This window comes from Companilactobacillus sp. FL22-3, from assembly GCF_054881455.1.
Map to the genome: position 1 here is coordinate 1 of NZ_JBTYYZ010000002.1, position 13,794 is coordinate 13,794.

General features: G+C 35.6%; 10 protein-coding genes, 1 tRNA gene and 2 pseudogenes. 12 read left to right on the forward strand and 1 reads right to left on the reverse strand.

Translation table 11 applies throughout. From position 1 onward, the window contains the following. The 9 genes and pseudogenes from ACYT32_RS01975 to ACYT32_RS02015 all read left to right on the forward strand — a co-directional run. A pseudogene (locus tag ACYT32_RS01975) lies at positions 1-450 on the forward strand (hypothetical protein); the annotation flags it as partial. A gap of 9 nt (positions 451-459) precedes the next feature. Continuing rightward, a pseudogene (gene wsfD, locus ACYT32_RS01980) lies at positions 460-1,950 on the forward strand (glycan biosynthesis hexose transferase WsfD). Continuing rightward, complete coding sequence (locus ACYT32_RS01985; protein WP_395264175.1) at positions 1,943-3,505, forward strand: hypothetical protein; 1,563 nt, start codon at positions 1,943-1,945, stop codon at positions 3,503-3,505. The pseudogene wsfD and the gene ACYT32_RS01985 overlap by 8 nt, the downstream one beginning before the upstream one ends. Before the next feature lie 35 nt (positions 3,506-3,540). Beyond that, a complete protein-coding gene (locus ACYT32_RS01990) occupies positions 3,541-4,770 on the forward strand; it encodes a glycosyltransferase family 2 protein (protein ID WP_395264466.1) in 1,230 nt (409 codons plus the stop codon). 28 nt (positions 4,771-4,798) lie between these two features. Then, positions 4,799-6,841, forward strand: a complete 2,043-nt coding sequence (locus ACYT32_RS01995) for a cellulose biosynthesis cyclic di-GMP-binding regulatory protein BcsB (RefSeq protein ID WP_395264467.1) — start codon at positions 4,799-4,801, stop codon at positions 6,839-6,841. Beyond that, on the forward strand, positions 6,831-7,685 hold the full coding sequence (locus ACYT32_RS02000) for a GGDEF domain-containing protein (RefSeq protein ID WP_395264176.1): 855 nt from the start codon (positions 6,831-6,833) through the stop codon (positions 7,683-7,685). Before ACYT32_RS01995 ends, ACYT32_RS02000 begins: the two co-directional genes overlap by 11 nt. 481 nt (positions 7,686-8,166) lie before the next feature. Further along, positions 8,167-8,289, forward strand: coding sequence for a hypothetical protein (locus ACYT32_RS02005; RefSeq protein WP_395264177.1), 123 nt, complete (start codon positions 8,167-8,169; stop codon positions 8,287-8,289). A gap of 604 nt (positions 8,290-8,893) precedes the next feature. Further along, a complete protein-coding gene (locus tag ACYT32_RS02010; protein WP_395264178.1) occupies positions 8,894-9,076 on the forward strand; it encodes a hypothetical protein in 183 nt (60 codons plus the stop codon). 420 nt (positions 9,077-9,496) lie between these two features. After that, a complete protein-coding gene (locus ACYT32_RS02015; RefSeq protein WP_395264179.1) occupies positions 9,497-9,973 on the forward strand; it encodes a hypothetical protein in 477 nt (158 codons plus the stop codon). A gap of 288 nt (positions 9,974-10,261) precedes the next feature. Here the strand turns inward: ACYT32_RS02015 and ACYT32_RS02020 are convergent. Next, positions 10,262-10,332 (reverse strand) — tRNA-Gly (locus ACYT32_RS02020). Positions 10,333-10,497: 165 nt separating this feature from the next. On the opposite strand from ACYT32_RS02020, the gene ACYT32_RS02025 reads away from it, so the two are divergent. The 3 genes from ACYT32_RS02025 to argF all read left to right on the forward strand — a co-directional run bounded on the left by ACYT32_RS02025 (position 10,498) and on the right by argF (position 13,724). Continuing rightward, on the forward strand, positions 10,498-10,977 hold the full coding sequence (locus ACYT32_RS02025) for a hypothetical protein (RefSeq protein WP_395264180.1): 480 nt from the start codon (positions 10,498-10,500) through the stop codon (positions 10,975-10,977). Between the two features lie 455 nt (positions 10,978-11,432). Further along, a complete protein-coding gene (arcA, locus tag ACYT32_RS02030) occupies positions 11,433-12,665 on the forward strand; it encodes an arginine deiminase (RefSeq protein ID WP_395264181.1) in 1,233 nt (410 codons plus the stop codon). 15 nt (positions 12,666-12,680) lie between these two features. Then, positions 12,681-13,724 carry an ornithine carbamoyltransferase gene (gene argF / locus ACYT32_RS02035; protein ID WP_461793350.1) on the forward strand — a complete coding sequence of 348 codons (1,044 nt, stop codon included), beginning with the start codon at positions 12,681-12,683 and terminating at the stop codon, positions 13,722-13,724. Positions 13,725-13,794 lie beyond the last annotated feature (70 nt).

Sequence of the window (13,794 nt, forward strand, 5' to 3'; positions counted from 1 at the left end):
CAAAAAGCAGTGGTGAAACATGGCTTTTTAGGTGATGCCTTTCCACTGTATGCAGCGAGTTACAATTGGCAGAGTAAAACTTATAGCAATCAAAATTTGAATACTTCTGAAGCTTTGGAAACCATTTTACATTTGTCAGAGATCGGCGAAGCTAAAAAAGTCACAGTGAACTGGTTAAAGCGGCAAGTAAATAACAAGACGCTTTATAATATTTATTCTGTTAACGGTAATGTTATTGATAAAAATCAGTCCGCTGGTAGTTATGCAGTGGCGGCAATGATTTTTGCAACTGAAAAAGATCCAACGATGTATCGCAAAGCGATGGATTTAGTTTGGAAATATCAAGTAGGAGACGAGTCGTCGCCAATTTATGGTGGAATTGGGATAAAACGACAACAACTCGCTTATTCATATAATAATTTGACTGCCTTATTGGCAGCAAAGTATTGAGGCAAAGAGATGAAACATTTTTTTGCTCGTTCAATCAAAAAATTTACTAACAGAGTCTCACCAGCTTTGTTAGCAGTGATTTTAGCCGCCATTATTAGTGGTATCTTGCTCTTTGTCCCTCCAATTAACGGCTTGGCTGATAATGGCGATTTTTACCGGTCAATACTTAGCAATGGAATCTACCGATTGCATACAAGTTATAGTCAGTATAGCGATTATGTCATACCTAAATTTGGCATTATGCAATACTTTAATGAAAATCAAGTCTCAGTTTTATCATCACAGTCAATTTTTATCCAAATTGCTTTATTTTTAAATAAACTATTTTATAGTCGGACGATTTTTGATATTCGTTTCATGGGATTGGTCTATTATCTATTTTATTTAGGCGGAATTTATTTATTGACGAAGGCCTTAGTGCATCCTTTTAGAAAGATAAGTAGTTATGTATTAGGTTTGTTGATTGTCTTCATCTTTGCCGACTCAGCATATACCTTGTACTTTAACTCTTTCTTTGCTGAGCCAGGGATGTTGATCTGCATGCTTTATCTCTGTGCAGCAATTATTTCTTTAGCTCGCGATGTCTATCAAAAGAAATGGACGATGATCAGTTTATTCTTTGTCAGTACGGTACTCTTGATTACTAATAAGCAGCAGAATGCACCCTTGGCTTTGAGCTTTATCGTCGTTGCCGTAGGATTAATGTTCCTACCGAAGTTTAAAGCTAGAAAATTAGCTGTCGGATTAGGGATCACCGTCGTGATGTTAGCAGGAATTGGTATTTATGAGTCAATTGGTTCAGAAATTGTTGGAGCAAATTCCTTTCAGACCTTTTCTCACGGAGTACTTTTAGAGACTGGTGATCCGACCAAGAAAATTGAAAAAGGTGGAGTAGACGGCCAGTTTGCATTGATGAGAAATGAAAATTACTATGCAAAAGCCTACACGACCCTTGATCCAAGTAGTAAATATGTTAAAAAACATCTGATTGATAAGACCGGATTTGGTTGAACCATCCGTTATTATGCAGGTAATTTAAAACAATTTAATAATTTGCTTGATGTCGCTGCAGCTGATGTCACGGCAGTCCAGCCAAGGGCAGTTGGTGATTTTGTAAAAAATTCTGGTCATAAACCAGGAGAACAGACTAAGTACTTTACACTGTACAGTTCGTTTATGGCCGCTTTTTTCCCAGGGAAGTTTGCTTTTGACTGTTTGCTGGCCGTAGGATTTATTGCGGTGTATGCGGTAGGGTTTTATTTAGACTTGAAATCTAAACGACATTTAGGAATCTTACGCTTCTTTTTAATATTCGGCTTGATGACGATCGTTGTCTTTGTGCCGATTGTTTCAATCGTAGGAGATGGTGATGCTGACTTAGCTAAACATCTTTTCTTGATTCCAGTCAGCTTGAATATTGCAGCCTTGATTTTTGTCTCTGATATTATGAATCATACCCTTTGGAATACTGAAATAAGGGAGGTGGACCGAGGTGAATAAACTTTGGAAGCTATGTTTATTAGCATTGTTGTGTCTGCCACTGTTCGGCCAAACCTTAGATGTCAAAGCAGCGTCAACTGATAAGGCAAATAATTCGGTATTGTTGGTTTATGATTCTTTGAATACAACTGAAAATGGTCAAGAGAAGATTGATACGCTTCAGCGAGTTTTAAGCGGGATGAATTTACACGTCAAAACTATTTCCCAGTCGCAATATAAAACTGGCATGCTAAGTCAGCGTTACATTGCGGTAATTACTTTAATTAATTGGGCCAAGGCCAATCTGATAAATCAACAATTTGTTAAAGACCGGCAGCATTATAATGGTTTAAAACTGCATATCGGTCAGAATCTCAGTCAAGACGAGATCAATCAGTTAGGTGTAAAAGTTGATAAATTATACCAACAACAATTTATTTTGAAGAATACCAATCAAGAACAATTACTGCATTATACAAAGAGCTTGGATGTAGTGAATGTTGATTCAAAGGATAAAAATGTTGTCGGAATCCTTTCGACACAAGAAGCTAATCAAAAAGAGTATCCCTTTGGATATATTAATGGCAAGAATGCTTATTTGCCGTTCTTCTCGACCGACGGTTTAGGATTATTGACGGAAATACAACTGATAGCCAAATTGATAGGTAAACAAGAAACGTTTAAACCACTGTTGACAATTACTGATGTCACACCTTATAGCGATTTGAAATTGTTGGAGCAATTGAGCCGTTTCTTTTATGATCACGATATTCCTTTCGCTATCAGTACAGTTTCTGTGAGCAAAAATACTGAAATGAAAGCCTTTAGTCGCTTCACAGCGGCGTTACGTAACGTTGAAAATCGCGGTGGGGTCATTTTTTTACAGACACCTAAAGTAACTAGCGATGCTGATAATACCGGAACATTGTTGTCCGATAATATGTCCACTTATTTAGTCAGTTTGGCTAGACATCAAGTTTTCCCAGTGGGTATAAGTAGCAGCGGCTTTTGGAATCAGGATAAGATTTTGCGGACTCATTCGTTAGAGTTGGCCGATCATTGGCTGTTATTACCCAATGCTAGTACTGTCACACATGTAAAAAAGGATCAGAATGCGGGAATTGCGAAAGAAAGTTTCTTCGCTATGTCGGCTGATTCGTTAAATGGTGTAAAACGTAATAACGCTACACGTTTTCTTGTGCCAACAGCATTAACTTATGTAATGCCTGACTCTCAAGAAAAGCTTGAGCGTATCGAAAACAGTATTGAGGATCAATCGTTGACTTGGTTTGATCCCGTCGAGGATAATCTGCAAACGACCATCAAAACCGATACTACTATTCTGCAGTTTCGACACGGAGACTATTTTGCAAATGGTGCTAGTGAAGAGATTCAAACTTCGAATAATGTTTTTGGAAAGTCATTTTCAGATGGTCAGCAAAAGACACTCTTTAGTAAATATTTTAAGATCCAAGGTGGTATTTTAGCCATCTTCTTTGGTATCATAACGGTAATTTTAGCTGTATTTATCTACATTGGGCAAAGAATTTATTGGAATCGATTTAAACGTAAATAGGGGGGATTTTTATTTCAGTCTTAGATTTTTTCTTGATGATTGCCGTGGTTTCCATATGGGGAACTTTGGTTGTTAATTTAATTTTGACCGTTGCTGGCTACACGTGGTATCTAAGGCATGTTAATCAGCCTGATCCTAAGCTTGGTAAGGATGTTCCGTTTGTCTCGATTTTAGTACCAGCACATAATGAGGGAATTGTAATTGTTAAAACCGTTTTGTCGCTGTTAAGTTTTGATTATCCACAGGATCGTTACGAAGTGATTGTCATCAATGATAATTCAAGTGATAATTCAGCCGAACTCTTGAAGAATTTACAGGAACAATTTGGTCATACCCGCCTGAAGGTAATCAATACTGATAAGGTCACTGGTGGAAAGGGTAAATCCAATGCCTTGAATATTGGTTTAACTAAAGCAAAGGGCAGTCTAATTTCGATTTACGATGCCGACAATACACCGGAACACCAAGCCTTGCGAATTTTAGTAGCGGAATTGTTGTCTGATGATCGATTGGCCGCTGTAATTGGCAAGTTTCGGACTAGAAATAAGAATGCTTCGTTATTGACCCGTTTCATCAATATTGAGACCTTATCATTTCAGTGGATGGCCCAAGCAGGGCGGCAACAATTATTCCATCTCTGTACAATTCCAGGGACTAACTATGTCATTCGTCGCAGTGTGATTGAAAAAGTTGGAGGCTGGGATGTTAAAGCTTTAGCTGAGGATACTGAAATTAGTTTTCGAGTCTATCAGATGGGTTATCGAATCAAGTTTCAACCGCGGGCAGTTACTTGGGAACAAGAACCTCAGACTTTAGATGTTTGGTTTCACCAGCGAACTCGTTGGGTCAAGGGAAATATTTATGTCATTATTAAAAATGCTAAATTGCTCTTTCAAAAAAAGGGCCGTTATATTCGTTTCGATCTGTTGTATTTCCTAACGATATATTTCTTATTGATGACATCATTGATCTTGTCTGATTCAGTTTTCATTTTATCAGTCGCGGGAGTCGTGCATTCTAATCTGCAAGGTTTCAGTAATTATTTGTGGCTATTTGCAGTTTTAATGTTTGTCATCAGTACTTTCGTGACGATTACAACCGAACGAGGAGAACTGACTTTTAGTAATTTATTGTTAATCGTCTTTATGTATTTAGTTTATAGTCAAATGTGGCTAGCAGTAGCCGCTTATGGAATGGTGGGGTATATCCGTGAACAAGTCTTTCATCAACAAGCAAAATGGTATAAAACAAAGCGTTATAAATAGTTGGATTACTTTTTTCATAGCTGGAATGATGTTGGTTATCTTAAGCTTTCAAGCTGTACCTGTTCAAGCAGCTGATAATCAGACCTATACCCAACAATTTCAAAACACGACCACGACTCTATCTGGAAAATCAGTCGAGTCAAATATGTACTTTACAAAAATGGATTACTGGGACTTGAAAAAAGTTACCTTTAATCTTAACTATCAAGTTTCACAGTTAGCTAATCAACAAACATCTGATATTACCGTTGCAATCAATGGAGTGAAGTTTTATTCGTTCCGTCCGCAGAATAAGTCAGGTTTTCAGACTGAAAAAATTGATATTCCAGTTAATTTGGTCAGTGGCAGTAATCAGTTGACGATCAGTGGTCAAATCTTGAATCAAACTAGCGACAAGAACTATCAATTACAACAAACACCGGCTAATTGGCTTACTATCGGTCAAGCTTCGAATATCAATTTTGATTATCAACTTAAGGAAGCTGAGAATAAAGTAAATTCATTCTACAGTCATTTCACAGGTCAGGACACGATTGCTTATCAGAGATCTCGTATCGTTACAAGCAATAATCCTAGCACTGATGAATTAACTGCCAGCATGATTGCTCTATCCGGCCAATCTCGTATCATCACTACAGAAAATGATCAAATTCAAGTTGTTCCAATTAGTGAAATGAAAGCTCAAGCTAACGATTATTTAATGGTTATTGCCAAGTATGACCAATTGCCAGCAGATTTAAAGAAACAAGTTGCTGCAAACGATGTGACTGATCAAGCGATAATTAAGACTTATTACAATGACAATAAGCATTATTTAATCGTGACGTCCAAACGGGCAAGTCTGTTGAAAAAAGCCGCCCGTTTTGTTGCTAATGAGGAATTGATGAAAGAGTCTGATCAGGCTCAAGAGTTTATTAATGCCAACACCGATACCTTTAGCTCATCGTTACATGACGATGGAACTCATATTTTAACAAATTCTACAGATCGAGTAGAGGGTGCAGGTCATAAAGAGACAAGTTATTTAGTCCAATTGCCTAATGACCGTGCCAATGCCGATGGCTCGAAGATTAAACTTTCATTTAATTATAGTAAGAATCTCAACTTCAATCGCTCTTTAGTAACAGTTTATGTTAATAACACAGTTGTAGGGAGTAAGAAATTGAGTCGTGCTAAAGCGGACAATGACAGTTTGACTTTAGACGTACCACGAAACCTTTCTTTAGGGAGTAGTTTTACTGTACGGGTGTCCTTTGATTTGGAGATGTCAGGTAGCAATACTTCTGATAATAGTAATACCCCGTGGGCTCAAGTTATGCCAGCCTCAAAAATGTTGGTTCGTTCGCAAAGAAGCAATGATTTGCTCTTTACAAATTATCCAACCTTATTTATTAACAATGAGACTTATGATAACATTGCCGTTATAACGCCTAAAACAATCGATTATAATGATTTTAAAACGTTAACCAATATTTTTAACTTGATAGGAAACTTTTCTAAGAGTAATACGGGAGATATACAGTTTTACAACCAGCTGCCCAGTCAACAAGTATTAAAAAATGACAATGTGATTGTCATTGGTACACCGCAAAATAATCCCATGATCAAGCGGTTGAATTCGAAGTTGTATTTTAAGTATTCCAGTGATTATCAACGACTTGTTTCAAATGAAAAATTGAGTATTGAAGATAATTACGGTAAAAATATTGGTACGAATCAGTTACTACGTTCACCTTATAACGATAAAAAAGGTTTACTAGTCGTTACAGGTAGTTCTTCAAAGGATGTATACTTGGCATCGACACAAATCAATTTTCAAAAGAACATTCAACAATATAATGGTGATGCAATCGTAGTTGATATGAATAACAATCATTTTGGCTATCGTTTTAAGAAGAATAAGGCTATTGATCAATCATTAGACAACCAACGTAAATTCGCCAAGAATTCACAGCTGATTTTATATCTGGGAATAGCTAGTTTAATTGTCATTATGATAATCATTGGCGTGATCTTCACTGCAAGAAAACAAGCACATTTGAATGGAGGCGGTCATAAAGATGAAAAATAACCGCGATGAAAAAGATTCGTTATTACAAGATATCGGTTTGCTAGTTTTTATCGCACTTTTTGGCGCCACTGCAGTTTTTATGGTTTTATCAGGTAATTTACTCTTAAATGTCATCTATTTATGTTGTACTGTTTTTTTGTTGATGATCACATATTTTTATGGGATTTTACCCAGCTTAATTTCAAATATTGTTTTTATCGGCATTCAAGTCATCATTATGACTTATCAGTTCGTTACTAAAACCTATGAAATTCCTTGGCAAATGAGTTTTTGGCTGTTGATGCCTATCTTTTTATCGTCATCCTTGTATCTGATGGTCAAAAATAGTGTTGCACTGCAGAAGTCGAATGGGGAACTTCGTACAGCACTGATCGAACGTGGGGCCTTTGATGAACAAACTAACCTACGGACGACAGTTGCTTATATAGAGGATATCGCAGTGTTTGCTGAAACTAATCGTCGTTTTGAAATACCGGTTACGACAGCGATTATAAAAATTCGCTATTTCAACGATTTAAGAAGAATGATGAGTTCTAATCAGTTGAAGACGCTTCTAAAACTAACTACTGATACGATCAAGGAACAGACCCGGACCAACGATATAACTTACTTGTTAAATAACGAAGATCCTACCTGGGCCATTCTTTTGTATACTGATAAAAAAGGAGCTACCATTGCGACCGATCGAATCAAAGCTGGCTTTGAAAAGAATGTTCGAGCAGAAGTCTCACTCAATACGATGGCCATTTCAATGGTGATAGGAATTGCTTCATGGGATGATTCGATGAAAACACCGTATGATTTGATGAATGCAGGAATCCATGAGACACAATATGATGTCTAATTTGATATGTAAGACTTTTTAGCCCAAAATAAATACCCGCTGACTTTTTAGAATCAGCGGGTATTTATTTTAAATGATTGAGAGCAGCTAATTATTTTAGACTCTCAAGATATGTATGACTAGACGATGTGTCTAGTTTTTTTAATGTGTGATGATAAGTAAAAAAATCGCAAAAAAGATAACATCCAGAATGGCCGACCATTCGTACCATTTGTCTGGCTTTCTAAACTCTACTGTATTATGCCCCCATTTACGAGGGTTCCACGACGGATATTCTTTTTTGGACATGTTCTTCATTTTGCATCTTCTCCTTATACTATGTACTTCATTATATCTAGGATTGAAGTTATTTGCCACTATAAAAATTGTCTTTTTGCAGAAAAATTAAAAAGAAAGGGCTTGCATTTTAATTTTTAAAGCATATAATTTCATTTATTATCTGTTGACAAGGTATAAAGAAATAAATAATGGAGGTAAACAAATGGAATATCGTGTATCGTTAAATACAAAGTCTCAGTTGTTTACCGTTGAAGATAAAAACACACATGTTTTTGCAGACGGTAAAACAATCGAAGAAGCCGTCAGTAAACTAAAGACCGCTTAATGAAACAATCATCAATATAAAAATGTAAATAGTTTATCGAAGGACATGGTTCTGACATTTTGTTGGAGTCATGTTCTTTTGCAATTTTAGGTAGTAATTATTTTCAATTGAATGTAAATGGGAATCCTTTAAATTTACCTTTTTGTTTTTTAATCATTTTTTTGTGAAAATAATAGAACTGCAAGAATAGATAATTCTAAATATTTTAAAATGGTTCTCACTCTAATTGGTGAGAGCTTTTATATTTTGTCTAAAAAGCATCGGCTTCAAACTACGTGTAGTGTAATATGATAAGTATGGAAAGCAGGTAAGGAAGTGAAAGATAAACACAAAAAAGCTCTGATTCAAAGGAAGTAGTAAAACGTCTAGCCATCCTAGCAGTTGTCCTAGATGTAATTGATAAGCTACTTTCAATAATGTCAAAGCTTTTGAATATTAAGATTGCCCCTTTTCTTTATGTACCCAAACTTTAACACGCTTTTCATAAAATTAAAATGAAAAAAGATAAGTATAAATTAATAAGTGTAGGTTAGTTATATTAATAATAACAACTATTATCTCAATAGTTACTAAGCTAGTAGAGATATTTTAAAAGGAGAATTTTATGACTGGAAAATTATCAGAAGCAAGAATAAAAGCTAATAAAAAGTGGGATGAAAAAAACAAAGAACGAGCAAGTTATTTAAGATCCCGCTCTAGTGCTAAAAGTTTTATTAAAAATAAAGCTACTAAAGAGGATATAGAAATGTTAAAAGATGTCATGAAAAAAAGATTAGAAGAATTATAAAATTGTATTGCTTTTGCACTACGTGTAGTACATTAATAATGGCTGTTAAGAGATAAGATAAAAAAGAAAAGGAGGACATAAAAATGATGTTAAATTTGATGAAGTAAGAGCTAAGAATTACGATGTATTGGTAAACGAGGATGATGGTGTAACTAACATATTTCGATGATCTTAAAGAAACAAAAGAGGCCATTACTGATGATATTAAGGATTATTCAGAGAATAACTAAATTGTTCTTACGCTAAAAAATTAATCATAGATATTCTCATGTGTAAGGACCCTTTTATTATAATTGAAAATGAATGGTGATTTTAATGGTTAATAATTCTAAAAAGAGTACTACATGAATCAAAAAAATCAAAAGGAAAAATGGCTATAAATATCAGGCTATAATTTCTATAAATGGTAAGTATCATCACTTGGATACTTTTGATAATTTTAACTATGCTTATAAGTTTAGACAAGAAGCATTAGAAAAACTTCGTCCTAAGGAAAAAACTCATTACGTTAAAAAAAGCAGTCTCATAGATCTAACTGGTCAAAAATTTGGATACTTGACCGCTTTAAGTAAGCTCCCTTATGATAGTAGAAATAACAGCAGGTGGCTTTGCAAGTGCGATTGTGGTAACACAACCAAGGTTATTTCTAGTGCTTTGACTAGGGGTGTAAGAACGTCTTGTGGTGCTCACACAAAGTTGGCGCTGAAATCTCTTAAAGACAAGTTCTACATTGATGATGTGGCGGTCGGAAGAATTGACAGTACCAAAATTAAACAGTCTAAAAGAAACATAACTGGCGTTACAGGTGTGTGGTTCAGAAAGCAAAGAAAGAAATATAATGCTGAAATAAAAATTAATCATGTTAAGACATTTTTAGGAAGTTTTAAAAATGCTTGAAAAAGCTAAAACCGCCAGGTTTGAAGTTGAAAGAAAGATATTAGATGAACACCCAATGTATAAAAAATAGCTCCTACTCTGATTGTCTTTAGAGTAGGAGTCTTTTTATTTAGGTACGAAAAAATCGCTAGTCATTTCAGACTGGCGATTATATATTTATGCTCTTACTATATTTTTTTCGTGACACACTTTTTTCATAACTATCTGTGATACATCGTAACTTTTAAAAATAAAAACATTGATTTATCAATGCTTCAGAGCTTATCGAAACGTATCAAAATCCAATAAAGCGAACTACGAGAATCGAACTCGCGACACTAGCTTGGGAAGCTGGTATTTTACCATTAAACTAAGTTCGCATTTGACAACCCTTATATTATACAATATTTTTTGTCGAAAAGATAAAGAATATTTAAATTTACACGTAGAATTTACAATATAAATTGATTTTTGGTTTTCATTACCATAAAATCAGAGTTGATGATAGATTTCTATCAATAAAATGCTTCAAGGAGAAGATTAGAATGAAAAAGACATTGGTTACTTTTTTGGCTGCTGTTTCATTGATGGGTGGTTTTGCAACTGTTGCTACTGGTTGCTCAAATACAAACAGTACGAAACAAGTTGAACAACATTCTGCTAAGAAAGTTACAAAAGACGAAATCAAAAATCATGATTACGTTGGTGTAAGTAGTGATAACAAGGACGAGTACATTACTTTCTTTACTGGTAAAGATCATAAGACGGTTCAATTCGTTCGTGTAAGCAAGAGTGGTTCACAAAAGGCTATTACTGATTTCAAGAAGGCTAAGTTAGTTCTTAACAAGAAGGATCCAAAGAAGTTCAAGATTGATGGTTTCAGAATTATCAAAGAGCCTGATTTTGAATGGAACTTCGTTAAAGTTGGCAAGACAACAATCAAATCTCCTGATGGCAAGAAGTGGAAATTATATAACGGTACACATAAACAAGCTGTTAAGGCTGTTCAAAAGAATGGAAAATAGAAATTTGAAAGAGCTTAGGAACTTTTCCTAGGCTCTTTTTGTGATCAAAATTCGGATAAGAATGAGATTATAGAACGATAATTTTTAACTACTGATAATTTAACTTTAATCCTCGATAACACTGAAGTTATTGGGGATTTTTGTTTCTTTAAATATTTATCAACTATTTTTAGGCATTTCATGATCTTTATTTTGAACAATATTTTATAATAATTATTATTTCAGAAAATAATTTATAAAATTTAGTGGTGGAAATTGCAGTTTTTAAAATTTATTTTAGATTAAAAAAATTTTAATTGGCGCTAGTCCTTGTCAAATATAGCAGCAATCATGACAATTTATAAAATTAAAAAATATTTCAGAATGGAATAATTTACTGGAAACGCTTGCAAATGTAAGGGCTGTCAGATATAGTGGGTGTTGGTAACGGAATTCAAAATAAGGAGTGATTTTTTATGACAAAGCCAATCCATGTTACTTCAGAAATTGGAAAATTGGATGTAGTAATGTTGAAACGTCCCGGACAGGAAGTTGAAAACATTACCCCCGATACAATGCCCCGACTATTGTTCGATGACATCCCATACTTACCAATTGCTCAAAAGGAACATGACAATTTTGCAAACATTCTAAGAGATAACGGAACCGAAGTCCTTTATCTTGAAGATCTCGCTGCTGAAGCAATCGACGCTGGCAATATCAAAGATGCCTTCGTTGAAAAGATGCTTCGCGAATCCGACTATGCTAAGGGTGCAGATCATGATGCATTGAAAGAATTTTTGATGAGTCTTGATTCTAAAGCTTTAGTAAATCAATTGATGATCGGTGTTCGTAAAAACGATCTAGATTTCAAACCAACAGATCTAGTTAGTGCTGCTGAAGATGAGGATTATCCATTCTTCATGGATCCAATGCCAAACCTCTATTTCACTAGAGACCCGGCTGCTTCAATTGGTGATGGATTGAGCATTAACCATATGACCTTTGCTGCAAGACAACGTGAATCAATGTTTATGGAAGCAATTATTGATTATCACCCACGTTTTGCTAATAAGGGACTTCATGTATGGCGCGACAGAAACCACACACATCGTATCGAAGGTGGAGACGAATTAGTTCTTAGTGATCATGTTCTAGCTATTGGTGTTTCTCAAAGAACATCAGCAACAGCTATTGAAGATATTTCCCGTAACTTATTCAAAGACAGCAATTACGATACTGTTATTGCTATCAAGATTCCACATAACCACGCTATGATGCATTTGGATACTGTCTTTACAATGATCAATTACGATCAATTTACAGTTCATCCAGGAATCCTTGGTGAAGGTGGCAAGATCGATACTTGGACAATTCATCCAGGTAAAGATGGCGAACTAACATACGAACACAACCAAGATCTTAAAGCTGTCTTGAAGAAAGAATTAGGCTTGGACGATCTTGATTTGATCCCAACAGGTAATGCAGATCCAATCATCGCGCCTAGAGAACAATGGAACGATGGTTCAAATACCTTGGCAATTGCCCCAGGTGTTGTTGTTACTTATGATAGAAACTACGTCTCAAATGAAATCCTTAGAAAGCATGGCTTAAAGGTATTGGAGACTGTTTCAAGTGAATTATCACGTGGTCGTGGGGGCCCTCGTTGCATGAGTATGCCACTCGTTCGTGAAGACTTAAATAAGTAGAATTCTCTAGGAGGAATGATTTTGGACTATAAAGGTAAAGAAAACTCAGTATTTCAAGGCAGAAGTCTTTTAGCAGAAAAAGACTACACACCAGCTGAATTAGAATATTTAATTGATTTTGCAATTCACTTGAAGGCTCTTAAGAAAAAGGGCATTCCTCATCACTACCTAGAAGGCAAGAACATTGCTTTGCTATTCGAAAAGAATTCAACTCGTACACGTTCAGCCTTTACAACAGCAGCTATCGACTTGGGTGCTCACCCAGAATTCTTAGGTGCAAATGATATTCAACTTGGTGGTAAGGAAAGTGTTGAAGATACAGCTCGTGTATTGGGCAGTATGTTTGACGGAATCGAATTCCGTGGCTTTTCACAAAAAGCCGTTGAAGATTTGGCTAAGTTCTCAGGCGTTCCAGTTTGGAATGGTTTAACTGATGAATGGCATCCAACACAAATGCTAGCTGACTTCATGACAATGAAGGAAACATTCGGCAGCATTAAAGGTAAGACTTTGACTTTCGTTGGTGATGGTCGTAACAACATGGCTAACAGTTTCTTAGTTACGGGTTCAATGCTTGGTGTAAACATTCACATCGTTGCACCTAAGGAACTATTCCCAGATCAAAGCGTGATCGATACTGCTAAAGCTTATGCAGATAAGTCTGGCAGCAAGTTCATGATCACTGACAATATCGATGAAGGTGTGAAAGGCACAAATATTCTTTACACTGACGTATGGGTATCAATGGGTGAAGAGAGTCAATGGGACGAAAGAATCAAATTGCTCAAACCATATCAAGTAAATATGGATATGATTAAAAAGACAGGTCAACCAGATGATCAAATCATCTTCATGCACTGTCTACCAGCTTTCCATGATACAAATACTAAGTATGGACAAGACATCAAGGCTAAGTATGGTCTTAGTGAAATGGAAGTCACAGACGAAGTCTTCAGAAGCAAATATGCACGTCAATTTGAAGAAGCTGAAAACAGAATGCACTCCATTAAAGCCATTATGGCGGCAACTCTAGGTAACTTGTTCATCCCTAAGGTTTAATCAGTTATTGGAGAAGAGCTAATCTTAATGGTTGGCTCTTTTTTCATTCTGTAAATAAAAAAAGGAATGA